This is a genomic window from Luteimonas mephitis DSM 12574 (assembly GCF_000422305.1).
Lineage (GTDB): Bacteria > Pseudomonadota > Gammaproteobacteria > Xanthomonadales > Xanthomonadaceae > Luteimonas > Luteimonas mephitis.
This window is the reverse complement of sequence record NZ_AULN01000013.1, coordinates 273192-298160: the sequence shown is the minus strand read 5'-3', so window position 1 is coordinate 298160 and position 24969 is coordinate 273192. Positions and strand designations below refer to the sequence as shown.

The window sequence follows — 24969 nt, the reverse complement described above, 5'->3', positions numbered from 1 at the left end:
CAGGCCATGGGCGACAACAACTTACTTCGAGGTGCGTCATGTCCCGGACTTGTCAGGTCACCGGCAAGCGCGTGATGAGCGGCAACAACGTCTCGCACGCCAACAACAAAACCCGTCGTCGTTTCCTCCCCAACCTGCACGAGCGCCGCTTCTGGGTCGCCAGTGAGAACCGTTGGGTGAAACTGCGCGTTTCCGCAGCCGCCATGCGCACCATCGACAAGAACGGCATCGACGTCGTTCTGGCCGACCTCCGCGCCCGCGGCGAAAAGGTCTGAGGAGGACACCATGGCTACCAAGCGCGACAAGATCCGTCTGATCTCCTCGGCCAACACCGGCCACTTCTACACCACCGACAAGAACAAGAAGAACACGCCCGGCAAGATGGAGGTCAAGAAGTACGACCCCGTCGTGCGAAAGCACGTGATCTACAAGGAAGGCAAGATCAAGTGACGATCTTCCAGCCAACGCGATAGCGTTGGCGCCGGCAAATCGTCATCCCCGAGCGCTTCAATCGGGGATCCAGGGCCCGCCGCAAGGCGGGCCTTTGCTTTTCGCCGACCAGCCAACGCGCAGCGATGGCGCCAGCGAATCGTCATCCCCGAGTGCTTTAGCCGGGGACCAGCGACCCGAGCTCCGAAGAAGCCCGCCCCATGGCGGATTTCTGTTTGCCCACACGTCGCACGTTCGCCTGTGCCGATGCGTCATCCCCAATACTCCAGTCGGAATCCAGCGCCTTTGAGCTTTGGAGAACACTCGCCGCAAGGCGCGTTTTCTTTTGCCTGCGCCCGCTCCAGTCTTTCGTAGGAGCGGCCTCAGCGGCGAGCTCTCCAGGCGCTGCGAAGATCAAGAGCTCGCGGCTGAAGCCGCTCCTACAAAAGTGCCGGACACGATCGCGCACGCCGGGCTCCCGGCTACACTCGCCCTGTCGCCGTCGAGGGCACCGCATGCTGCCTGGCTGGATCCTGCTGCTGGTTTCCGTGGCCTACGCCGCGCTGCTGTTCGTGGTGGCGTGGTGGGGCGACCGCCACCCGCAGTATTCGCAGGGCAACACCTGGCTACGGCCGCTGGTCTACAGCCTGTCGCTGGCGGTGTACTGCTCGTCGTGGACGTTCTACGGCGCGGTCGGCACCGCGGCGCGGACCGGCATCGGCTACTTCCCGATCTACCTCGGCCCGCTGCTGATGCTGCTGTTCGGCTGGCGCATCCTCGAGCGCCTGGCTCTGGTCGCGCAGACGCAGGGCACGGTCTCGATCGCCGACTTCATCGCCGCGCGCTACGGCCGCTCGCAGCGGCTGGCGGCGATGGTGTCGGTGATCGCGCTGATCGCGGCGGTGCCGTACCTGGCGCTGCAGTACAAGGCGGTCGCGGTGAGCCTGGGCGTGCTCGGCGGGCGCGCGGTGTCGCATTCGGCGCTCGGCGACCCGGCCCTGTACGTGGCGGCGCTGATGGCGGTGTTCGCGATCCTCTACGGCACCCGCCAGGTCGACGCCAGCGAGCATCGGCCGGGCATGATGCTGGCGATCGCGCTCGAATCGATGGTCAAGCTGGTGGCGCTGGTCGCGGTCGGGATCTTCGCGATCAGCTGGTTCTCCAGCCGCGACCTGCACCTGGTCGAAGCCACTCGTTCGCTGCTGGTCGAGCACCGTCCGGTCGGCTTCATCGGCCAGACCCTGCTCGCCTTTGCCGCCATCATCTGCCTGCCGCGGCAGTTCCACGTCGCCGTGGTCGAGTGCGTGGAAGTGGCCGACATCCGCCGCGCGCGCTGGATGTTCGGCACCTACCTCGCGGTGATCTCGCTGATGGTGCTGCCGATCGCCAGCGCCGGCGTCGCGCTGTTCAACGGCGACCCCGACGTTGCACCGGACAGCATCGTGCTGGCGCTGCCGCTGGCGGAAGGCCGCGACTGGCTGGCGCTGGCCGCCTACATCGGCGGCTTCTCCGCGGCCACCGGCATGGTGATCGTGGCCAGCGTCGCGCTGGCGACGATGGTCAGCAACGACCTGGTCATGCCGCCGCTGCTGCGGCGCGGCTGGGCGCAGCGCCACGGCGGCAACGTCGCATCGACCGTGCTGTGGATCCGCCGCATCGCGATCGTGTGCTTCGCCGCGATGGCCTACGGCTACTACCGCGTCAGCGGCAGCGACACCACGCTGGCGGCATATGGCCTGATGTCGTTCGCGGCGGTGGCGCAGTTTGCGCCAGCGCTGATCGGCGGCCTGTACTGGCGCGGTGCCAGCCGCCAGGGCGTGGAGGCCGGCCTGCTGCTCGGCTTCGCGGCGTGGCTGTACACGCTGCTGCTGCCGGCGCTGACCGATGCCGGCTGGTTCGACCGCGGCTGGATCGACCACGGCCCGTTCAACATCGGCTGGTTGCGGCCGCGCCAGCTGTTCGGGCTGGTCGGCTGGGATTCGCTGACCCACGGCACGTTCTGGTCGCTCCTGCTCAACATCGGCGCGCTGTTCCTGGTGTCGGCGCGCTGGCGACCGGGCTTTGACGAACGCCTGCGCAACGCGCCGTTTCTCGATCCCTATGCAACGCGTCCTGCGCTGGTGCCCGGTGCTTCGCACAGCGGCGTGCAGGTCGCCGACCTGCTGGCGCTGGCCGCGCGCATCGTCGGCGAACAGCCGGCGCGGCGCGCATTCGCCGAGCAGGCCGAAGCGCGCGGCGACGCGCTCGCACCTCATGCACCAGCCGATCGCCACTGGGTGCAGTTCACCGAACGCATGCTCGCCGCCGCGATCGGTTCGTCAAGCGCGCGCCTGGTGCTCACGCGCGCGCTCAAGGGCTCGGGCATGGACGTGGCCGAAGTGGTCGCGGTGCTCGACGAAGCCGGGCAGGAGATGCGCTTCAACCGCGAGATCCTGTCGAGCACGCTGGAGAACCTCGGCCAGGGCGTGAGCGTGGTCGACCACGACATGCGCCTGGTGTCGTGGAACCGGCGCTACCAGGAGATGTTCGAATACCCCGACGGCATGCTCTACGTCGGCCGGCCGGCCGCCGACCTGATCCGCTACAACGCCGAGCGCGGCGAACTGGGCCGCAGCGAAGCGGTCGACGACGACGTGCAGGCGCAGGTCGACAAGCGCATCGGCTACATGCGCGCCGGCTCGCCGCACGTGTTCGAGCGCGTTCGCGCATCCGGCCAGGTGATCGAGATGCGCGGCCAGCCGCTGCCCGGCGGCGGTTACGTGACCAGCTACAGCGACGTCACCGACTACAAGCGCGTCGAGTCCGCGCTGCGCGAGGTCAACGAAACGCTGGAGCAGCGCGTTGCCGCCCGTACCCGCGAAGCGACCGACGCGCAGCAGTCGCGCACCCGCTTCCTCGCCGCGCTGAGCCACGACGTGCTGCAGCCGCTCAACGCCGCGCGCCTGTTCACTTCCGCATTGCGGGAAGCCGAGGAACCCGCCGAGCAGCGCCACCTGGCCGAACGCGTCGACACCTCGCTGCGTGCCGCGGAAGAACTGCTCGACGGCCTGCTCGACGTCTCGCGCCTGGACGCCGGCGCGCTGCAGCCGGAACCGACCGACTTCGACGCCGGCGAACTGCTGCGCGAGCTGGCCGCGCAGTACGCGCCGATGGCCGCCGCGCGCGGCATCGACCTGCGCCTGCACCTGCGGCCCACGCCGGTACGCAGCGACCGCCGCCTGCTGCGCCGCGTGCTGCAGAACTTCCTCGCCAACGCGCTGCGCTACACCCGCGAGGGCCGCATCGTGCTGGCCACGCGCGCGCGCGGCGACCGCGTCGAACTGCAGGTGTGGGATACCGGGCCGGGCATCCCCGACCACCACCTCGGGCAGATCTTCGAAGAGTTCATGCGCTACGAGCAGCCGACCAACTGGGGCGAGCAGGGCCTCGGCCTGGGGCTGTCGATCTGCCAGCGCATCTCGCACATCCTCGACCAGCCGATGCACGTGCGTTCCACCCCCGGGCGCGGCAGCATGTTCTCGATCTTCGTGCCGCGCGCGCACGGCCCGGTGGCGGCGCTGGAACAGTCGCGCGGCGGCCTGCCCGATTCGCTGTCGGGCATGCGCGTGCTGTGCGTGGACAACGACTCCGACATCCTCGCCGGCATGGCCGCGCTGCTCGGCCGCTGGCAGGTCGAGGTGCTGCGCGCGGCCACCGTCGACGAAGCGCTGGCGAAAATGGCCGACAAGCCCGACGTGCTGCTGGTCGACTACCACCTGCACGACCGGCTCGACGGCCTCGACACGCTCGACGCACTGCGCGAAGGCCACCCGCACCTGCCCGGCGCCCTGGTCACCGCCGACGGCAGCGACACCCTCAAGCAGGCCGCCCGCGCACGCGGCTACCGGGTGCTGACCAAGCCGATCAAGCCGGCGTCGCTGCGGGCGTTCCTCGCGGCGCAACGCAATCAGGCCACGCGGGCCTGAGGACGCATCGAACCAACGCACCGCGCTCGTCACGTCGGTTTCGCGCACTTCGGCGCCCACACTGCGGCGCGAAGCTGGACGACGGCTGCGCCGCTGGACGGCCGCGGCGCGCGACGCCACGATGATGGGCCTCGCGCCGCGTGCGCACCGACGTCTTTTCCATGGCAACCGCCCTCATCTGGTTCAGCGACGACCTGCGCCTGCGCGACCACGCGGCGCTGCACGCCGCGCTGCAGGCGGGTTTGGCTCCGGTGCCCGTCTATATCCATGCGCCGCAGGAAGACGGCCGCTGGCGACCCGGCGCGGCATCCGACGCGTGGCGGCTGCGGGCGCTGCGCGCACTGGACGCTGACCTGCGCAAACGGGGGACGCGGCTGCACGTGTTCCGCGGCGGCAGCCTGCCGACGCTGCGCGCGATCGCGGCACACGCGGGCGCGGCGGCCATCTTCTGGCACCGCAGCCACGAACCGACACGCGCCGCGCGGGACGCAGAAGTGCGGCGCGCGCTGCGTGCCGACGGCCTGCGTGCCGACGCGTTCAACGGCAGCCTGCTGTTCGAGCCGTGGCAGTTGGGAACGCAGGCGGGCGATCCGTTCCGCGTGTTCACGCCGTTCTGGAAGGCGGCACTGGCGCACTGGAACCCGCCGCGCACGCGCCCCGCGCCCGAGCGGCTGCCTGGCATCGCGGCGCTGCCGGGCGAAACCAGTCTGGAAGCGCTCGGGCTGGCGCCGGCCCCGCGCTGGGACGCGCCGTTCTGGAACGAGTGGACGCCGGGCGAGGCGGGTGCCGAGCGCGCGCTGCGCGCGTTCGTCGACGCGGCGCTGGCGCGATACGCCGACGGCCGCGACCGGCCCGACCTCCCGATGACCTCGCGCCTGTCCCCGCATCTGCACTTCGGCGAGATCAGCCCGTGGCGCATCGTGGAGGCGGTGCGCGCCGCCGGGGCCGGCGCGGCCGGCGAGGCCTTCATCCGCGAGCTGGGCTGGCGCGAGTTCGCCCACCACGTGTTGCACCATTTCCCGGACACGCCGGAGTCCAACTTCAACCCGCGCTTCGACCGGTTCGAATGGGCCGATGCCGACCCGGGCCTGCTCGAAGCATGGCGACGCGGCCGCACCGGCGTACCGCTGGTCGACGCCGGCATGCGCCAGCTCTGGGCGACCGGCTGGATGCACAACCGGGTGCGCATGATCGCCGCCAGTTTCCTGTCCAAGCACCTGCGCGTCCACTGGCAGCACGGTGCGCGCTGGTTCTGGGACACGCTGGTGGACGCGGACCTGGCCAACAACACGCTGGGCTGGCAATGGGTGGCGGGCACCGGCGTCGACGCCGCGCCCTATTTCCGCGTGTTCAACCCGGTGCTGCAGGCGCGCAGGTTCGATCCGGACGGCGCCTACATCGCGCGCTGGCTGCCGCAGCTGGCCGGCCTGCCGGCGAAGTACCGCGCCGCGCCGTGGGAAGCGCCCGCAGGGCTGGCCGGGCGCGTGCACGACTATCCGATGGCGCCGGTGATCGACCTGGCCTCCGGCCGCGCGTCGGCGCTGGAGGCGTTCTCGGCACTGCGCGGCAACTGACGGCCGCGCGGCAAGGAATCACAGCGCCTGCGGGTTGAGCCGCCAGACGCTGAAGCACAGCGCGGCGGCAAAGCTCACCCAGGCCAGGTATGGCAGCAACAGCAGGCCCGCCAGCGCGCGGATGCGCCAGAACGCGACGAGCGTGCACGCCAGCAGCGCCCACAACAGGATGATGTCGATGAAGGCCAGCGCGCCCAGGTGCCAGGCGAAGAACAGCCAGCTCCACAGCGTGTTCGCCACCAGTTGGAACACGAACAGCCCGAGTGCGGCACGCGCGCCGCGCCAGCCGCCGCCGTGGCGCCACGCCAGCCAGGCGGCCAGCGCCATGAGCAGGTACAGCACGCCCCACACCGGGCCGAACACCGTCGCCGGCGGTGCCCAGTGCGGCTGCGCCAGGGTGGCGTAGAAGTCGGCGGCGCGGATGGAAGCCGCGCTGCCGAGCGCGGCGGCGGCGAAGGTCAGCAGCAGCCAGCCTCCCAGGGCCAGCCAGTCGTTACGTCGCATCGGGGCCATGTCGTTCTCCGGGACAGGTGTTGACTTCATATCCGGCTGCTCGTCATGCGCACGTCGAGGGGCGGTGGTCGACCAGCATGCCGCCGGTGCAGGCGACCCAGCATTCGCGCGGTGGCAGGAGGTGGCCACCGGTGAAAGCGGAGAACGCCGGCAACACCAGCACCCCGGATCGTCGCCAGAACGCGGGATGGCGCCCGGGCAGGCCGGGCAGGCGCACCACCGGGTGCACGTGCCCGCATACCACGAATCGTCCGGGCCCGCCGGCGGCCGGCGCGTGGCGGAAGACGAACGGACCGTCGACCGTCGCGTCGGCCAGCGCGTCCACGCCCGCCGCGGCGGCGTCCAGCGCGCGGTCGTGGTTGCCGGCGATGACTGCCACCGCGCAGTCCGCGTGCGCGTGGCGCCATGCGCGCCACGCCGCATCCACGCGCGCGCCACGCCGGCCGTGCAGGAAGTCGCCGAGGATCCACAGCTCGCGGGCGCCGGTGGCGGCCAACAACGCATCCAGTCGCGCAAGGTCGGCCCGGGTGCCGCCGCTGGGCACCGGAATGCCCGCGGCACGCAGGATGTCGCCCTTGCCCAGGTGCAGGTCCGCCAGCATCAGCCGCGAACGCGCCGGCCAGAACAGCGCGCGACCCGCCAGCAGGCGCAGCCGCTCGCCTTCGACGTGAACGTCAAGCGCGTCCATGGTCCGCTTCCAGTCGCACGGCGGCACGCTGCACGCGCGTGCGCCAGTCCTCCGTGCTCAGCTGCCCGCGCAGCGCCTCGGCCCACAGCGGGAACGACAGCGGGGTGAGCCCGCGCGGCCGACGCAGCACGATCCTGCGCTGGCCGCACGCGCGCAGCGTGGCGTCGAGCGCGCGCACCTCAAGCTGCTGCTCCAGCACTTCGCGCCGGGCCTGGGCGAGCAGCACATGGCCCGGATCGTGGCGCGACAGCACGTCGAACAGCAGGCCACTCGAGGCCTGCAGCTGGCGCAGCGACCGCGCCGCCCGGCCGGGCAGCGAAGGCGGCAGCAGGCCGGCCACGCGCGCCACGTCGCGGAACTGGCGGCGCGCCAATTCGGCAAGGTTGAGGCTGGCCTCGAGGTCATCCAGCAGATGCTCCGGCGCAAGCAGCCGTTCGAGCTGTCCGGGCGCGGGCCAGGTCTCGGCCTGCGCCGTCAGCGCCAGTCCGTAGTCGTTGACCGCCCACGTGAAGCTGTTCGGCGCGCTGCGCGCCCAGCGCAATGCCAGCAGCGCAGCCAGGCCCTCGTGCACCGCGCGTCCGGCGAAGGGATACAGGAACAGATGCCAGCCCTGGCGCGTGCGCAGCGCCTCGGCCAGCAAGCGGTCCGGGGCAGGCAGCGCGGACAGCCCGGCCTGCAAGGCCAGCAGCGGAGCCAGCGCGCGCATCTCGGGACTGCCCGCGGGCTTCGCCAGGATCGCCTCCACCTCGGCCGCCAGCGCCGTGGACAGGGGCATCCGCCCGCCCTGCCAGCGCGGCACGAGGCCTTCGCCGCCTGTTGCCAGGCGCACATACGCGGTCATGTCCTTGAGCTGCATCAGCTCGAGCGTGCGACCGGCGAACTGGAAACGGTCGCGCGGCTTGAGCCGGGCGACGAAGGCCTCTTCGACGCTGCCCAGGTGCCCGCCCTTGGCGAACCGCACCTGCACGCTGCCGTCGCTGCCGATGGTGCCGATCGACAGCCTGTGCCGGAACGCCACCCGGCGGTCATGCACGCGGTAGACGCCGTCGTCGTCGCGCACCACGCGGTGGTAGTCGGGGTAATGCTCCAGCGCGCCGCCGCCGCGCACGATGAAGTCGAGCACTGCCTGCCAGGCGCTTTCGTCCAGGCCGCGGAACGCATCGGTGTCGCGCACCTCGGCCAGCAGCGCCTCCGGCTCGAATCCACCGCCCAGCGCCAGGGTCACGCAGTGCTGCGCCAGCACGTCCAGCGACAGCCGCGGCGGCGGCCGGTCTTCGATCCGGTCGTGCGCCAGGGCCACGCGCGCAGCGGCGTATTCGGCCAGCTCCAGCGCATGCGTGGGCACGCACACCACGTGCCCCGTTTCGCCCGGGCGGTGGCGCGCGCGGCCGGCGCGCTGCAGCAGGCGCGCCACCCCTTTGGGGCTGCCGACCTGCAGCACCTGGTCGACGGCCGGGAAATCCACGCCCAGGTCCAGGCTGGAGGTGGCGACCACGCAGCGCACGCTGCCGTCGCGCAAACCCGCCTCGGCGGCCGCGCGCAGGCCGGCGTCGAGCGAGCCGTGGTGCAGCGCCAGCGTTTCCGGCGCATCCAGCCACACCGACTGCAGGGCCTTGTGCCACAGCTCCGCCTGCGCGCGGGTGTTGGTGAACAACAAGCTGCTGCGGGCACGCTGCAGTACCGCGGTCACACGCGCGAGCTGCGACAGGCCGAGGTGACCGGCCCACGGGAATCGCTCGCCCGCAGCGGGCAGCAATGTCTCCAGCGTGGGGCGTCGGCGCGGCGCGGCGATGATCGGCGCCGACGGTGCGTGCGGCAGCAGCACGTCGCGCGCCTGCGCCAGGTTGCCCAGGGTCGCCGACAGGCCCCAGATGCGCGCGCCCGGGGCGATGGCGCGCAGCCGCGCCAGGCCCAGCTGCAGCAGCACGCCGCGCTTGTTGCCGAGCAGTTCGTGCCACTCGTCCACCACCACCGCGCGCACGCCGGCAAGCCGCGTGGGCGAGTCCGGGTAGGACAGCGACAGCGCGAACGATTCGGGCGTCGTCACCAGCACGTCGGCATGGCCGGCCTGCGCCAGCCGCCGGTCGCCGGCGCTGGCGTCGGCGGTGCGCATCGCCACCGTCCACGGCACGCCGAGACCGGCGATCGGCTCGGACATCGCGCGCACCGTATCGGCGGCCAGCGCGCGCAACGGCGTGATCCACAGCACGCGCAGGCGGGGCGGCAGCGGCACGCCGCGCCGCTTGCGCGGCGGCGCGTCGCCCAGCCGCAGCGCTTCGAGCAAAGGTCCACCCAGCGCCGCGAGGGTCTTGCCGCTGCCGGTCGGCGTGACCAGCAGGCCGCTGTCGCCAGCCAGGTAGCGCCGCCAGGCTTCGCGCTGGAACGGGGCGGCGCGCCACCCGCGCTGGTCGAACCACGCCAGCAGCGGCGCCTGCGGCCCGGCGCGCGGGCGGGGACCGGGCGTCACCGCGCCAGCGCCCGCAGGCGGTCGACCGCGTCCGCCTCGGCCGCGGACTTGTCCTCTCGCCAGCGCAGGATGCGCGGGAACCGGACCGCGACCCCCGTCTTGTGGCGGGCCGAGCGGTTCACGCCTTCGAACCCCAGCTCGAACACCTGCACCGGCTCGACCGCGCGCACCGGGCCGAAGCGCTCGCGGGTGTGCGCGCGGATCCAGCGGTCCAGGCGCAGGATGCTGGCGTCGTCCAGGCCGGAATACGCCTTCGCCACCGGCACCAGCGCGCCGCCGTCCCAGAGCCCGAACGTGTAGTCGGTGAACAGCGTGCTGCGACGCCCGTGGCCGGACTGCGCGTAAAGCAGTACCGCGTCGACGTTGAGCGGATCGACCTTCCACTTCCACCAGTCGCCGCGCTTGCGCCCGTGCCGGTAGGGCGACTGCGCAGCCTTGAGCATCAGTCCCTCCACGCCCAGCGCGCGCGCCTGGTCGCGCAGCGAAGACGCGCTGGTCCAGTCGTCGGCGGCCAGGCGCGGCGACAGCGCCAGCCGGTCCGTGTCGCATCCTTCCAACAGCGCCGCCAGGCGCGCACGCCGCTGCGCCAGCGGCAGCGCGCGCAGGTCCTGCCCGTCCTCCTCCAGCAGGTCATAGGCCAGCACGCGTACCGGCGCGTCGGCCAGTGTCTTCGGCCCGGGCCTGCGGCGCTGGATGCGGGTCTGCAGGACGCTGAAAGGCAGCGGCTCCGCGGCGCCGGGTCGCCAGGCCAGCAGCTCCCCGTCCAGCACGCAGCCGGCCGGGAGCGCAGCGGCGGCGGCCTCGATCTCGGGGAAGCGCCCATCCATCCGTTCCTCGCCGCGCGACCACAGCACCACGCCGTCGGCCCGGCGTAGCACCTGCAGGCGAATGCCGTCCCATTTCCACTCCAGCCACCACTGGCGCACGTCGCCCAGCGATTCGGGCGAAGCTTCCAGTGGAGACGCGAGGAAGAACGGATACGGCAGCTGCCCGTCGCCGGGCTGTGGTTCGGGCGAAACGAGCGCTTCGAAGAACGCGGCATCCGGCGTCCACGTGCCGAGCATGCGCTGGGCGAGCAGGGCGATCTCCACCCCGGAGAACGCAGCCAACGCCTGCTGCACCAGGCCTTGCGACACGCCCACGCGCAGCGCACCGGTCAGCAGCTTGTTGAAGACCAGCCGCTCGCCGAAGCGCAGGCTTCGCCAAGCCCCGACCACCAGTGCGCGGCGCGGCGCCTCGTCGGCATTGGCCAGCGGCGCCAGCCGCGTTTCGATCCACTGCGCGAGTCCCGCGTCCGGCGCGAGTTGCGCAGGCGCCGGGTCGTCGAACAGCAGGGCCAGGGTTTCGGCCAGGTCCCCCACCTGGTGGTAGCAGTCCTCCACGAGCCAGTCCGGCAAACCGGATTCGGCCGCTGCCCATGCGCGCAGCTCGCCGCCGGACGCAATGCGCGCGCGCGCGCCGCCGACCTTGCCGCCCGACAGCAGCCATGCCGCCCAGGCCGCATCGGCCGCCGGCGCCTGCCGGAAGTAGTCGACCAGCGCACGGCGCTTGTCGCCGGTCCCGGTGCTGCGGTCAAGCCGTTCGTACAGCGCGGCAAAGCGGCGCATCAGTCGTCCTCGCCGTAGCCGGCATCCAGTGTCGCCGCGTCCAGGCCGCGGCTGCACAGCACCCGCACCAGCGCGGCGCTGTCGCCATGCATGGCCACCACGCGCCGCGCGCCGGTCTGCTCGACCGTGCGCAGCAGCGACGGCCAGTCGGCGTGGTCGGACACCACGAAGCCACGATCGAGATTGCGGCGCCGCCGATTGCCGCGGATGCGCATCCAGCCCGACGCAAAGCCCTGCTGCGCGCGGCGGAAGCGCCGGATCCAGGGACTGCCTGCCGCCGACGGCGGCGCCAGCACCAGCGCGCCGGCCACGTCGGCATCGCGCGCAAGCTCGCTCACCCGCTGCGTGGGCAGCATTTCCACGCCCGCATCGCGGTATACCGCGACCCCGGCGTCGATCGCGCCGTGCAGCAGTGCGGGGCGCGGGCTGATCGGCGCCAGTTCGGCCAGCACGCGCTGCGCCTTTCCCAGCGCGTAGCAGTACAGGATCGCGGCCTCTCCCTGTGCTTCGCACTCCACCCGCCAGGCCTCGATGTCGCGCGCCACGTCGCTCGCCGGCGCCCACCGGTAGATCGGCAGCGCGAACGTCGACTCGGTGACGAACACGTCGCAGTGCACGACTTCGAATGGCAGGCAGGTCGGGTCGGGGTCGCGCTTGTAGTCGCCCGACACCACCCAGGTTTCGCCGCCGGCTTCGATCCGCACCTGGGTCGAACCCAGCACGTGCCCCGCGGGATGCAACGACACCTGCACGCCGCCGATCCTGAATCGTTCACCGGCCGGATGGACGCGGTAATCCTGCTTGCCGAGCCGCCACTGCAGGATCGGCAGGCCTTCCCGCGCCACGTGGTAGGTGCCCATTCCGCTGCGGGCGTGGTCGCCGTGCCCGTGGGTGATGACCGCCACGGGCACCGGGCGCGACGGGTCGATGTGGAAGCCGCCCGCCGGGCAGTACAGGCCCTCCGGCGAGGCGATGACCAGGTCATCGGCGCGCGACGGCATCGCGTCAGCGCAGGTCGACGTCGCCGACCTTGTCCTTGTAGTCCTCCTTCGGGTCCATGCCGAGCAGCATCTTCACGCCTGCCAGCAAGCTGGATGCGTCGATCCACACCTCCGCCTCCGCGGCATCCAGGCGCAGCAGCCGCAGCTTCGGGTCGTCCTTGCCCTCGAACCAGGCGGCAACGAACGGGTTCCACAGCCGCTCGACGACCGCGCGGTCGGTGTCCTCGCGCAACGTGCCGCGGATGCTCGCGAACAGATCGTGGCCCTTGGAGGCGAAGCCCGCGATCGCCGGCCCGCTGCCGCCGGCCAGCGCCTGCACCAGCGCGTTGTCGCGCGAGGTGAAGAACCAGATCGGCGTGCGCCGGTCCTCGGCCTGCGCGGTCATCGGCCGGCAATGGCCCTGCTCCCGGCCGTCCAGGCCCAGCATGACGGTGCGGTCGCTTTCCAGCGCCTTCCAGAATTTTTCTTCAAGTTCGCGGGGGTCGCCCATGGCACGTTCCTGGCCTGCAAGGCCGTTGTGGGGGCCTCCGATGTAGCACCGTGCAAGTGAGGGCCGCGTGGCTGCATCAACGATCGCCGTGTCGGTCGTGCACGCGCGCACGGCCGGGCGTGACGATGCGGAACCGCGGCGCCGTTCGTACAGCCGGCGGATCCATGCTGCCTGACGGCGGCGACTGCTCGAGTTCGTCCGGCTGCGGCTCCATGGCGCCCTGCTCACCGGCGATGGCAGCGACGCCCTCGAGCAGGCCGCCCGCGCGCGGCTACCGGGTGCTGACCAAGCCAATCCAGCCGGCGTCGCTGCGGGCGGTCCTGGCGGCGCAGCGCCACCTTGCCACCCCTTCATCCGTGAACTGAACGCGGCAACCCCGCACGATCGCGGACCGGCTGCACACGGGCCGCGCGCGCACCCGTCGCTGCACTACCCAGACGAAGCGGCATCGTCAGCATGCGCCGCCGGCCCCTCTTCCCGTGCATCGTCCCGACGAGCGCTCGCGCCGCGTGCCCGCTTCCCGCCCGTTCATCCGTTGACCAGCGGAGACCTCTGGCCAGACACCGCACCTGCATGCGTGCCAACGAGAGCGCCCCAATGCATCCCCTCCCTGAAACGACACACGACTACAGCGTGCTGGTTCCGTGCTTCAACGCATCGACCACCCTTGAGCGCGCCCTGCTCAGCGCGCTGGCCCAGAGCGTGCCGCCGGCCGAGATCATCGTCGTCGACGATGGCTCCTCCGACACCGCTGCAAGCAAGGCCATCGCCCGGCGACACGCGCCTACGGTGCGCTTCGTCGAACAGGACAATCGCGGGCCAGGCGCTGCGCGCAACGCGGCTGCACGCCTCGCATCGTCGCGCTGGCTGGCATTCCTCGATGCCGACGACGCCTGGCTTGCAGACAAGATGGCGCGCCAGCTCCGGCTTGTAGCCGGGCCCGAAACCGGACTGCTTCTGGACAGCCCCACGAAGAACGGCCGGCCCGCACCTGCGACGCCCGGTTTCGACGACCTGTGGCAGCTCAACTGGGTCCGCACGTCGGCCGCCGTTGTGCGCCGCGAGGCCTTCGCGTCTGTGGGCGGGTTCGAAGAGGATCGCGCGCTGATCGGCGCCGAGGACTACAACCTCTGGCTGCGCCTGCTGGCCGCGGGCTGGACCGCCGCTGCCGACAGCGCGTCGCTGATCCATTACACCCCAGCCGCCAACAGCATCACCCGCCAGATCGAACGCTGCGCGCGTGGTGAACTCGACAACATCGACCGCCTGCATGCACAACTCGGCATGGACGCCGCGCGCGTGTGCCGCAAGCGCCGCACCATCCAGCTCGCCTTCGGCCGCGACCTGCTGCATCACCGGAACCTGCGCGCCGCACGCGCCATGCTCGGCGCCCCGGCCCGACACGGGATGCCCGAGGCGCTGCTGTTCTGGCTCGCGACGTTCGCGCCCACCGGATTGCTGGATCTCCACCGGAAGCTGAGGGCGCGCCGCAGGCAGCCGAGCCGGACGTGAAACCACGGTGGGCTCTACGCAAGGCAGGCGAGTGCCAAGGTCACCGACCACCATGTTTCGGCAACGACCGGGACGACAGACCATGGCATTTCCGGAGCCGGCTCCCACACCTTGCTGCACCGGCAATACGGTGATCAGCTTCACAACCGCTTGTTCCGGCTGCCATTGAGGACTCGGCAACCTGCCGGCGCCGTCATTATGTGCCTGGCATCGGGCGGGGTGAGGGTGGCAGGCACGGTGTTGCTGTTGTGTTGCCGCCGAGGCGCATCCGGATGACGGCGCCTGCACCGCGGTCCGTGGCTCGCCAGCGCGATCTCGCCACGGTGATCGCCGGACCACCCATCTCCGCCGACCTCCCCGCACGTTCCGCTGCAAGGCACATGGCCGGATCTTGCGAGATCTGGCGATAGCACCGGCAAACCTCGGTCATTCCGACCGAGGCGTGACTGCCATCGCCATCGGGGAAACCGCTCATGCACACCATCCGCTACCTGCTCGTCACCGCCTGCGCCCTCGGCGGTCTCTGTCTCCTGCCCGGCACCGCGCGTGCCGCGCAAAGCTACGACAACTGCACCGGCTTCATCGACTCGGTGCCTGCCACCATCAGCACGGCCGGGGTGTGGTGCCTGCGCAAGAATGTCAGTACCGCCAACACCAGCGGCAATGCCATCACCATCAGCGCCAACAACGTCACCATCGACTGCAACGATTTCAAGATCGGCGGGCTGGCCGCGGGAAATGCTTCGCAGGCCAATGGCATCTACTCCAGTAGCCGCCAGAACGTCACCGTGCGGCATTGCAACGTGCGCGGGTTCCTCCGGGGGATCAGTCTCAATGGCGGCGCGGGCCACCTGGTCGAAGACAACCGCCTGGACAATAACCTGCGCACCGGAATCAGTGTTTCCGGCGACAACAATCGAGTGCGCCGCAATGCGGTCTACGACACCAGCGGATATGGCGGATCTGGTGCGATGACCGGCATCCTGGCGGCTGCTGACATCATCGACAATACCGTGGCCGGGGTAGTTGCAACCGCGACTGCGACAGATACCGTCTGGGGCATCTACGCATCCGCTCCCGGCAGCGAGATCCGTGGCAACCAGGTGCGGGGGCTGGCGTTGACAGGCTCGGGCTTTGTGTTTGGGATCGTGGTAACAAGGTCCGGCCTCACTGTTGCCGGCAACCGGATTTCGGCGACGACGATGACGAAGGGCCTGGGAATCGACGGAGCCGGCGCCGACACCTTCTGTACCGGCAACACCGTGGTCAACTTCACGACGGCTTATCACAGCTGTGAGTACAGCTTCGGCAACCTGCCGGCGCCGTGATCATGTGCAGGGCGTCGAGCAGGGCGGCATGCCGGCGCGCCCCTCTGTTGCCCTGTTGCCGCCATGGCTGGCAGGCGATGGAGCCTGCACGCCATCACCATCAACGCCAACAACGTAACCATCGATTGCAATGATTTCAAGATCGGCGGGCTGGCAGCGGGGAATGCTTCGCTGGCCAATGGCATCTATGCAGACAACCGCCAGAACGCCACCGTGTGGCACTGCATCGTGCGTGGGTTCTACTACGGAATCAGTCTCGATGGCGGCGCGGGCCACCTGGTCGAGGACAACCGCCTGGACAACAACCTGCGCGTGGGGATCAACGTTTCCGGCGAGAACAATCGGGTTCAGCGCAACCGGGTTTACGACACCGGTGGTGCTCCTCACGATTATCGCAGCTGGGGCATCGTTGGCTATGCGGACGTGATCGAAAACACCGTGGCCGGGGTATTTTCAACTTATGCGAATGCTATGGTGATTGGAATTTACGCACGCGGCCGTGGCTATGTAACGCGCAATCGGGTGCACGAACTGGTAGCGACAGGCTCTGGCACTGCGTATGGGATTACTGAAAACAGTAGCGGCGCCAGAGTTGCCGACAACCATGTTTCAGCCACGGCGATGACCGCGGGCGATGGGATTGACGGGGGCAACGCCAACACCTTCTGCACCGGCAATACCGTGGTCAATTTCAGCATCGCTTATGCCGACTGCACGCGCAGCCTCGACAATCTGACCCTGCCGTGATCGCGGCGTGAGATCGGTAAGGCGGCGGGGGGGTAATCGCAACGAGTCACCTCGCCATGAAACACCCGGCAGGCTGACAGCGGAGCAACGGTGCGCGCTTGCCTGCGTCGATGCCCGCGCGCAGCCGACCTAGGGTCAACCCGAATGCCACGGCGACCACGCCGTCGCTACCTTGTCCGTATTCGCGAACCAGGGCGCCGCCATGTCCGAGATCTACGGCATCGACAACCGAACCTATCGGACACTCCCACCGGAGGACCAGCAGGCGGTGCGCCGCAGTTTCGAGCAGGCGCAGACGGACTCCGGGGCTGCGGAACCGGTGCCGGCGGCCACCGTCGCTGCAACCGAACCAGTCACCTTCGCCAACGCCGCGACCCCCGCCCAGGCCGTCGAGTCCATCCACGCGCTCGCGCTGCCCACCGCGAACGACCTGCCCCGCGGCCTGCCCGATGACGCGCGCAGCTCGATCTACGGCGCGCGCGTTGAAGCCTTCAACGAGCGCCGCGGCGCGCAGGCGCAGGCCGCACTCGACCGCCTGGCGCCGCAGCTGTCGGATTACGCCGGGCTCAACGGCCCGACCGCGGCAATGGAACATCGCGACGCGATCAGCGCCTACAACAATGATCCGTACGTGCAGGAGCTGCGCCGCATCGTCGATGAATCGGCAGCGTCGCCGCAAACCGTACCCGCCTATCTCGCCTCCGGCGGCGACATGGCGCGCGATGCCGCGCGCCTCGACCTGGGGCAGATGACGGACGCGCTGGCGGTGCTTGGCGTCGAGCTGCCGGCCAACCCCACTGCAGAACAGATCCAGGCCGGCTACGACATCCTCGGCACCCTGCCCGACGGCGTCTTCGCGTTGGCGATCAATCCCGGCCAGCAGGTGCGCTTCGAAACGCCCGTGGCCGGCGCAGCCACGCTGCCCACGCCGGTGCGCGCAAGCGCCGACATCCGCGTCATCGGCGAAGTCGAGATGTCCGGCGTGCAGACCGGCATCGACTTCAACCAGACCCAGACCTTCGAGATGTCGGTCGAAGCCCAGGGCGCGGCCACCGTCGCGGTGGGCCGGACGCCGCTCAACCGCATGTACGAATGGGCCGGCAAGCTCGGCGCGCTGCCGCAGGGCGCACAGGACCTGGTCAACGGTTCGCCGTTGCTGCGCAGCGTGGTCAAGGGCCTGCCGATCCCGGTGTCGGGAAGTTACAGCCAGTTCGCCGGCACGCGGCTCACCTATGAAGCCGTGGTCACGCCCGAACAGGGCGCGCGCATCGCCGACGGCGACCTGTCCGCCGCGCCCGACCCGCTCGACCCGATGGCGATGGCGATCGGCACCGGCGTGCTCATCCGCGGCCAGACGCTCACCGGCAGCCAGTTCGAAGCCAACTACAAGGCCTTCCACCTCAACGGCGAGTCGCGTGACCTCGAGGGCCAGGGCTTCGGCGTGCAGCGCATCGACGAACACACCGTCGAAGTCGTGGCCGGCGACATCGACACCGTCGAGAACGACCTGTTCGCCGGCCTCGGCTACCGCGGCATGGCGTCGGTGGGCGTGAGCGTCGACAAGAGCCTCGAGGATCGTTCAATGTCGGTGGCACGCATCGATCTGCGCACCGCCGAGGGCCAGGCCGCCTACCAGGCTTTCATCAGCACCGGCCAGGTGCCGTCGTGGTCGCCTCCGGGCGTGCCGCAATCCGGGACGACCGAAATCCTCAACGGCCAGCACGACGCGCGCTTCGGCGTCGAACTCGGCGGCTTCAGCTGGGGCACGCAGATCAACAGCAGCGAGTTCAACATGGTCCAGACCACCTGGGCCGACGGCAGCGCCGACTACACCAACTCCGTGCGGATGGGCGACGACCACCACGCGCAGGTGAGCTGGTCCACCGACGCCTCCGGCCAACGCGTGCCGGGCAGCCTGGCGTACAGCCTGATGCTGGCCAACTACGACCAGGCATCGGCGTCGTATCTGCAGGACAGCTACCGGATTGACCCGGACAACCTCGCAAATGCGAGGCAGGCGAACTTCGACGGCGACCAGCACGCGAGGCTGGAATTCACCGAGGCCGACCTCATGCAACTGCGCAGCAACGCGCGCGACTTCATGCAGTCCGACAGCTACCGCAGCGACCGCCTCGAAGCGCTGGAATCGCAGGACATGGGCGGCACCAACCTCATCGAGAGCCTGGCCCTGGCGGGCACGCCTGACGAAGTGTTCCAGGTGGTGGCCAACGATTTCCACGCCGCCGGCCTCGGGCAGGACCTGCTCGGCCTCATGCTCGACACCGGCGCCAACACGCCCGGGAAGCTGGCCATCCGCGACGCAGGATAGGCGGGGAACATGGGCTTCCGTGACTCTCCCGGCAAGCCGGGATGGACGAGGGCATGAGAGCCGGCCCGCTTCGATTCAGAGGTTCACGTTGCCGCCGGCGTCGTCGCAGTTCGTGATCAGGGTGGAGAACCCGGCCACGGTGTTGTTCCGGCAAAAGCCGCTGGAACCGTTGATGGCCGTTCCGCTTATCGGATAGCTCGAGATCACCTGGTTGCCGTCGCAGACCATCGTTGGGCTGTCGGAACTAATGCCGACGGCAGTGCCGGCACCAGCCGTGGTCAGCCGGCGCACCTGGTTGTTTCGGACTATGCGGCCACGGCCATAGAGCTCGATGCCGCGCGAAGAAGCATCCGCCGCCATTGCGAAAACCCCATCCACCGTGTTGTCGATGACACTCGCCTTGCTGAGGATGCCGTAGGAGTAGCTGCTGTCCACGGCTCCGCCGGTGTCATACACCCGGTTGCGCCGCACGAGGCTGTTCTCGCCGTGCACGGAAATGCCGACATACAGGTTGCCGTTGAGTCGATTGTCCTCGACCAAGTGCCCTGCTCCGCCAAAAATATCGATACCAACGTGGAAACCACGCACGTTGCAGTGACGCACGGCGACGTTCTGGCGATTGCCGGCACGAATACCACGGGTACTGGATCTTTTGCCCGCCTCCAACCCGCCCAGCTTGAAGTCGTTGCAATCGAGGGTGACATTGTTCGCGGCAATGGTGACGGCGTTGCCGCTGGTCACGCTGGTGCCCAGGTCCTTGCGCAGACACCATACGCCCGGTGTGGTGATGGTGGCGGGCACCGAGTCGACGAAGCCGGTGCAACTGTCGTAGCTCCGTGCGGCGTGGGCAATGCCCGGCAGGAGAAGCAGGCTGCCAAGGACAAGCGCTGCGGCAAGCAGGCGGTGGGAATCGAACATGAGGGCGGTCTCCTCGGGGGTGGTGGCAGTCGAGCCAGGACCAGGGTTGCCTGTGCTTTCCGTCATATCGATGAAAGGACCCGATGACTGCCATCGGTCGGCGAAGGCGTCACGCCCGCCGTTCGAATGCGCACGCGCACGCCTTCTCCGATGCTTCGAGGGGTGATGTGGGAATCGCGCAAGCGCCATGCTTGCGAATACTGGACACGCGCAGGATCCCGCGGGCCAATGATCCCGCGCATCACATGCCCGCGTTTCCGCCGCCGTCCTGGCAATTGGAAGCCGCGACCGAAAATCCGGAGACGGTATTGTTTCGGCAGGCGCTGGAAGCGCCCGCGATGCCGCTCCCCGTGATTGCTGCGGTCGAGATGATCTGGTTGCCGTCGAGGGTCATTCCCGTGGTACCGGAGAACATCCCGCCAGCCTTACCGGTACCAGCGGCGACCAACCCGCTCACATGGTTGTTGCGTGCCAAGGCACCAGGGGCATACAGGACAATGCCGTACACATAGCCGTTCTTCGCGACTACAAACACCCCTTCCACTACGTTGTCGATTACATCCGCCGAAACATTCATGCCGTAGATGGGGCTGCCATCCGGAGCGCCGCCGGTGTCGTACACCCGATTGCGTTGCACAAGGCTGCCGATGCCGCCCAATATGCGAATTCCGGCAAGCAAGTTGTTGTCGAGACGATTGTCCTCGATCAAATGCCCTGCACCACTGAAGATATCGATGCCAACATGGAACCCACGCACGTTGCAGTGACGCACGACGGTGTTCCTGCGATCTTTGGCGTAGATTCCACTGGCCTTGGAACCGTCGCCCGCCGCCAGTCCGCCGAGCTTGAAGTCGTTGCAGTCGATGGCGACGTTGTTGGTGGCAATGGTAATGGCATTTCCGTCGGTGATGTTGGTGCTCAGGTCCTTGCGAAAGCACCACACACCTTGCGTGGTGATGGTGACGGGTACCGAGTCGATGAAGCCGGTGCAGCTGTCATAGCTCTCGGCGGCACGGATGGTGCCAGGCACGAAGCACAGGCTGCCTAGGACGAGCGCTGCGGCAAGCAGGCGATAGAGACTGGACATGACGATGGTCTTCCCGGGATGGTGGCAGGCAGGCCGCGGCCGACAGGGCCTGGGCCTCCTGTCATATCGCCGAAAGGGGCCGGTGACTGCCACCGCCTCGCAGGAAACCGATTGCCTCCGGGCACGTGGCCCGCACTGGCGTCTCCCGCATCCATACGCCGGGGTCCGCCAACGCGTGTCCGCAAGGGACGATCGATTGCCCGGCCGCTCCTGTTCGCCTTCCTCAGGCTGCGGCTTGATCGCTCCCGGCTCCAGCATCTGCCGGCTGGCGACCAGCATCGGAAATGGTGCCAGGGGCAGCTCGCACCTCGGAAGGATGGCCAAAGGGATCGCAGGGGCAATCCTGGCCCGAGGGATGCGGGTGGGCTGAGGCAACTCCGCGGCCTGCGCCGGTGATCGAATGCTTCAGTTGGCCGCGAAGATTTCGCACATTGCACGCATCCGTCGACATGCCGGAATGTCGCGGATTCGGGAGCTCACGCCGCGCGTGCCAGCACGCAACGCGCGTCGTCGCCCGCCTTGCACGGGGATGTTCCTGGTTCTTGATTCAGTGTACGACGTTGCCGCCATCGTCCCAGCAGGTGCCGTCGAACCCGGTAGGGAATCCGATGATGTTGTTGTCGCGGATGGACACGCCGCCATAGGTGCATTTGATTCCAACTGAATTGGCAACCGTCGACGTCATGTAGAGATTGTTTCCGGCAAACAGGATGCGGCCGGCTGTGTTGCCATAGTTCGTGTTCGTGAAGCCATGCGCCGTCATGCCGGTGCCCGTAGGCGCCAGGCCGGAAATGCTGTTGCCGGTAATCTGTGCGCTTGTACGGTTCAAGCCGCTGACATAGTTGCCCCGGATGATCCCGACCACGGCGTTGTAGTACCCCGGGGTACCGGCCACGCCAGCGACGATGTTGTCGGCCACCTCGACCGCATCCCCACCGTAACTGTAGATCCCGGAGCGGGTGGAGTTATCGGGGGAACCACCGGTGTCGTACACGCGATTGCCGCGGACGATGCTGTTGCTGGCGTCCGATGCAGCGATGCCGATGGACAGATTGTTGTCCAGGCGGTTGCCCTCGACCAGGTGCCCGGCGCCACCAACCAGAAGAATGCCGTAATAGAAGCCTCGAACATTGCAGTTGCGCACCGTGATGTTCTGGCGGCCATCCGCCCGGATACCGGAAGCCTGCGACGCGCTGCCTGCCGACAGTCCGCCCAGCTTGAAATCATTGCAATCGATGGTGACGTTGTTGGTCTGGATGTTGATGGCATTGCCACTGGTGACTCCGGTGGAGACATCCTTGCGCAGGCACCAGACACCCTGGGAACTGATCGTGGCGGGGACCGAATCGATGAAGTTGGTGCAGTTGTCGTAGCTCTGCGCAGCCTTGGCATAGGTGGGGATCAACAGCACACAGGCGATCAGGAGCGGAGCGGCGAGAAGGCGGGTAGCGGTCATTGGAGTTCTCCGGGCAGGTCATGGATGGCAGGTCATCGCCCCATTGCAGCCAGGTAATCGCCGGATGCTCGCGGTTCCGGCCAAAAATCATCCATGCCCGTCGAATCAGGGCGCCAGGGGCCAAAGGGGATGGTCGGAAGGGGGCGGAATCGGTCCCCCGCAAACTGATTGCCGCGCCGCTCCTACTCGCCTTCTTCCGGCTGCGGCTTCACCGCCCCCGGCTCCAGCGCCAGCCGGCCGGCGATCAGCACCGCCTGGGTGCGGTTGCTGGCGCCGAGCTTGCGCAGGATCGCGGTCATGTGCGCCTTGATGGTGGCCTCCGACACGCCGAGTTCGTAGCCGATCTGCTTGTTGAGCAGGCCTTCGCCGAGCATCTGCAGCACGCGGAACTGCTGCGGGGTGAGGCCCTGCAGGCGCTGGGCGGCGTCATGTTCGTCGGCCGAAGCAGCGGGCGCGGCGTGCGCGGCGGCGGGGGCCCAACGGTCGCCGTCGAGGACGCGGGTGATCGCTTCGCCCAGCGTGGCGGCGTCGGCGGACTTGGGGATGAAGCCCATCGCGCCGTGGTCGAGCGCGCGCCGCATCACCGCCGGTTCCTCGCGCGCGGACACCATCACGATCGGCAGTTGCGGGTGCAGCGCGCGCAGGTGCACCAGCGCGGAAAACCCCTGTGCGCCGGGCATGTTGAGGTCGAGCAGCAGCAGGTCGGCGTCGGGCTCGGCGTCGACCAGTGCATACAGCTCATTGACGTCCTCGGCCTCGCGCAACTGTACGTCGGGCAGCACGCGCTGCACCGCGCCGCGCAGGGCTTCGCGGAACAGCGGGTGGTCGTCGGCGACGAGGATGGTCGAGGCCATCGGTGTGTCAGTCGGGCACGCGGCGCTGCTTCACCAGCGAATCGACCACCGACGGGTCGGCCAGGGTGCTGGTGTCACCGAGCTGGTCCGGCGCGTTCTCGGCGATCTTGCGCAGGATGCGGCGCATGATCTTGCCCGAGCGCGTCTTCGGCAGGCCCGGCGCCCACTGGATGTAGTCGGGCGTGGCAGTCGGGCCGATCTCGCTGCGCACCTGCTTCACCAGCTCCTTGCGCAACTCCTCGCTTTCCTCCTCGCCGGCCACCAGGGTCACGTAGGCGTAGATGCCCTGGCCCTTGATGTCGTGCGGGAAGCCGACCACCGCGGCCTCGGCCACTTTTGGATGCAGCACCAGCGCGCTTTCCACTTCCGCGGTGCCGATGCGGTGGCCGCTGACGTTGATCACGTCGTCGACGCGGCCGGTGATCCAGTAATAGCCGTCGGCGTCGCGGCGGCAGCCGTCGCCGCTGAAGTACATGCCGGGGTAGGTCTTGAAGTAGGTGTCGATGAAGCGCTGGTCGTCGTTGTAGACGGTGCGCATCTGGCCCGGCCACGAATCGAGCATCACGAGGTTGCCCTCGGCCTCGCCTTCGAGCACTTGCCCGTTGGCGTCGACGATCGCCGGCTGCACGCCGAAGAAGGGCCTGGTCGCCGAACCGGGCTTGGTGGCGATCGCGCCGGGGATCGGCGAGATCATGATGCCGCCGGTCTCGGTCTGCCACCAGGTGTCGACGATCGGGCGCTTGCCGTCGCCGACCACGTCGAAGTACCAGCGCCAGGCTTCGGGATTGATCGGCTCGCCGACGGAGCCGAGCAGGCGCAGCGAGGCGCGCGAGGTCTTCTTCACCGGGCCGTCCCCCTCGCGCATCAGCGCGCGGATCGCGGTGGGCGCGGTGTAGAAGATCGTCACCTTGTGCTTGTCGATCGCCTGCCAGAAGCGCGAGAAGTCCGGATGGTTGGGCACGCCTTCGAACATCACCGCGGTGGCGCCGTTGGCCAGCGGGCCGTAGACGATGTAGCTGTGGCCGGTGACCCAGCCCACGTCCGCGGTGCACCAGTAGACGTCGTCTTCCTTCAGGTCGAACACCGCTTCGTGGGTGTAGGCGCAGAACACGAGGTAGCCACCGGTGGTGTGCAGCACGCCCTTGGGCTTGCCGGTACTGCCGGAGGTGTAGAGGATGAACAGCGGGTCTTCCGCGTTCATGCGCTCGGGCTCGCAGGTGTCGGGCTGGCTGTCGACGACGGCGTCGAACCAGCGGTCGCGCGGCATCTGCATGTCGACCGCGCCGCCGGTGTGGCGCACCACCAGCACGGTTTCGACGGTGTGGGTGCCCGGCATCTTCAACGCGGCATCGACGTTCGCCTTGAGCGGCACGGCCTTGCCGCCGCGCAGGCCCTCGTCGGCGGTGATGACGACCTTCGACTGGCAGTCACGCACGCGATCGGCGATCGAGTTGGCCGAGAAGCCGCCGAAGACCACCGAGTGGATCGCACCGATGCGCGCGCAGGCCAGCATCGCCACCGCGGCGTCGACGATCATCGGCAGGTAGATGGTGACGCGGTCGCCCTTGCCGACGCCGAGGTTGCGCAGCGCGTTGCCGAGCCGGCACACGCGCGCGTGCAGTTCGCGGTAAGTCACGTTCTGCGCCGGCGCGTTCGGGTCGTCGGGCTCGAACGCCAGCGCGGTCTTGTCGCCGCGCGTGGCCAGGTGGCGGTCGAGGCAATTGACGCTGGCATTGAGCTCGCCATCGGCGTACCAGCGGATGTGGAAGTCCTTCAGCTCATAGCTGACGTCGCGGATCTTCGTCGGCTTGCGGTCCCAGTCGAGGCGCTCGGCCACTTTTCCCCAGAAGGCATCCGGATCGCGGACCGACTCGGCGTACAGGCGCTCGTAGTCGTCGTGGCGGATGGCGGCGCTGGCCGCGAAGGCGTCGGGAACGGGATAGATCGAGGGGATATCGGACATGGCCTCCACCAGGGTGACGCGGGTACCGCACCAGTGTGCCC

The 24969-nt window shown here is 69.0% G+C and carries 19 protein-coding genes; 8 read left to right on the top strand and 11 right to left on the bottom strand.

The annotated features are described in order from the left end of the window. Positions 1–38 precede the first annotated feature (38 nt). From rpmB to H570_RS0103835, 4 genes are all read left to right on the top strand, one after another. Positions 39–275, top strand: a complete 237-nt coding sequence (rpmB, locus tag H570_RS0103850; protein WP_027079589.1) for a 50S ribosomal protein L28 — start codon at positions 39–41, stop codon at positions 273–275. A 10-nt stretch (positions 276–285) separates the two neighbouring features. Further along, complete coding sequence (gene rpmG / locus H570_RS0103845) at positions 286–450, top strand: 50S ribosomal protein L33 (protein WP_027079588.1); 165 nt, start codon at positions 286–288, stop codon at positions 448–450. Positions 451–944: 494 nt separating this feature from the next. After that, positions 945–4394, top strand: coding sequence for a hybrid sensor histidine kinase/response regulator (locus tag H570_RS0103840; protein ID WP_027079587.1), 3450 nt, complete (start codon positions 945–947; stop codon positions 4392–4394). Between the two features lie 161 nt (positions 4395–4555). Continuing rightward, positions 4556–5968, top strand: coding sequence for a cryptochrome/photolyase family protein (locus H570_RS0103835; RefSeq protein WP_027079586.1), 1413 nt, complete (start codon positions 4556–4558; stop codon positions 5966–5968). Positions 5969–5986: 18 nt separating this feature from the next. Here the strand turns inward: H570_RS0103835 and H570_RS0103830 are convergent, their stop codons facing one another. The 6 genes from H570_RS0103830 to H570_RS0103805 are packed head-to-tail and all read right to left on the bottom strand — an operon-like array spanning position 5987 to position 12734. Beyond that, positions 5987–6481, bottom strand: a complete 495-nt coding sequence (locus tag H570_RS0103830; protein WP_036135033.1) for a TspO/MBR family protein — start codon at positions 6479–6481, stop codon at positions 5987–5989. 43 nt (positions 6482–6524) lie between these two features. Then, positions 6525–7169 carry a ligase-associated DNA damage response endonuclease PdeM gene (gene pdeM / locus H570_RS0103825; protein WP_027079584.1) on the bottom strand — a complete coding sequence of 215 codons (645 nt, stop codon included), beginning with the start codon at positions 7167–7169 and terminating at the stop codon, positions 6525–6527. Next, on the bottom strand, positions 7156–9636 hold the full coding sequence (locus H570_RS16295) for a ligase-associated DNA damage response DEXH box helicase (RefSeq protein ID WP_051176091.1): 2481 nt from the start codon (positions 9634–9636) through the stop codon (positions 7156–7158). The genes pdeM and H570_RS16295 overlap by 14 nt, the downstream gene beginning before the upstream one ends. Next, positions 9633–11243 carry an ATP-dependent DNA ligase gene (locus tag H570_RS0103815; protein WP_027079583.1) on the bottom strand — a complete coding sequence of 537 codons (1611 nt, stop codon included), beginning with the start codon at positions 11241–11243 and terminating at the stop codon, positions 9633–9635. Before H570_RS0103815 ends, H570_RS16295 begins: the two co-directional genes overlap by 4 nt. After that, positions 11243–12244: a ligase-associated DNA damage response exonuclease gene (locus tag H570_RS16290; RefSeq protein WP_036135031.1), complete on the bottom strand. Its 1002-nt coding sequence runs from the start codon at positions 12242–12244 to the stop codon at positions 11243–11245. The genes H570_RS0103815 and H570_RS16290 overlap by 1 nt, the downstream gene beginning before the upstream one ends. Before the next feature lie 4 nt (positions 12245–12248). Then, positions 12249–12734 (bottom strand): pyridoxamine 5'-phosphate oxidase family protein, encoded by a 486-nt coding sequence (locus H570_RS0103805; RefSeq protein WP_027079582.1) that lies wholly within the window; start codon positions 12732–12734, stop codon positions 12249–12251. A gap of 456 nt (positions 12735–13190) precedes the next feature. On the opposite strand from H570_RS0103805, the gene H570_RS18055 reads away from it, so the two are divergent. The 4 genes from H570_RS18055 (at position 13191) to H570_RS16280 (ending at position 18650) form a co-directional block, all read left to right on the top strand. Next, positions 13191–14246, top strand: a complete 1056-nt coding sequence (locus H570_RS18055; RefSeq protein ID WP_084499709.1) for a glycosyltransferase family 2 protein — start codon at positions 13191–13193, stop codon at positions 14244–14246. 473 nt (positions 14247–14719) lie between these two features. Then, on the top strand, positions 14720–15574 hold the full coding sequence (locus H570_RS0103790) for a right-handed parallel beta-helix repeat-containing protein (protein ID WP_027079581.1): 855 nt from the start codon (positions 14720–14722) through the stop codon (positions 15572–15574). Positions 15575–15637: 63 nt separating this feature from the next. After that, entirely contained in the window at positions 15638–16321 is a 684-nt protein-coding gene (locus H570_RS0103785) for a right-handed parallel beta-helix repeat-containing protein (RefSeq protein WP_027079580.1), read from the top strand. A gap of 202 nt (positions 16322–16523) precedes the next feature. Further along, positions 16524–18650, top strand: a complete 2127-nt coding sequence (locus H570_RS16280) for a hypothetical protein (protein ID WP_156899820.1) — start codon at positions 16524–16526, stop codon at positions 18648–18650. Positions 18651–18725: 75 nt separating this feature from the next. On the opposite strand, the gene H570_RS0103775 is transcribed toward H570_RS16280, so the two are convergent. From H570_RS0103775 to acs, 5 genes are all read right to left on the bottom strand, one after another. Further along, positions 18726–19568, bottom strand: a complete 843-nt coding sequence (locus H570_RS0103775) for a right-handed parallel beta-helix repeat-containing protein (protein WP_027079579.1) — start codon at positions 19566–19568, stop codon at positions 18726–18728. A gap of 241 nt (positions 19569–19809) precedes the next feature. Next, positions 19810–20655 carry a right-handed parallel beta-helix repeat-containing protein gene (locus H570_RS0103770; RefSeq protein ID WP_027079578.1) on the bottom strand — a complete coding sequence of 282 codons (846 nt, stop codon included), beginning with the start codon at positions 20653–20655 and terminating at the stop codon, positions 19810–19812. A 547-nt stretch (positions 20656–21202) separates the two neighbouring features. Then, positions 21203–22111 (bottom strand): right-handed parallel beta-helix repeat-containing protein, encoded by a 909-nt coding sequence (locus H570_RS0103765; protein ID WP_027079577.1) that lies wholly within the window; start codon positions 22109–22111, stop codon positions 21203–21205. Positions 22112–22293: 182 nt separating this feature from the next. Then, positions 22294–22965, bottom strand: a complete 672-nt coding sequence (locus tag H570_RS0103760; RefSeq protein ID WP_027079576.1) for a response regulator transcription factor — start codon at positions 22963–22965, stop codon at positions 22294–22296. Between the two features lie 7 nt (positions 22966–22972). Beyond that, positions 22973–24928 (bottom strand): acetate--CoA ligase, encoded by a 1956-nt coding sequence (gene acs, locus H570_RS0103755; RefSeq protein ID WP_027079575.1) that lies wholly within the window; start codon positions 24926–24928, stop codon positions 22973–22975. Between the last annotated feature and the right edge of the window lie 41 nt (positions 24929–24969).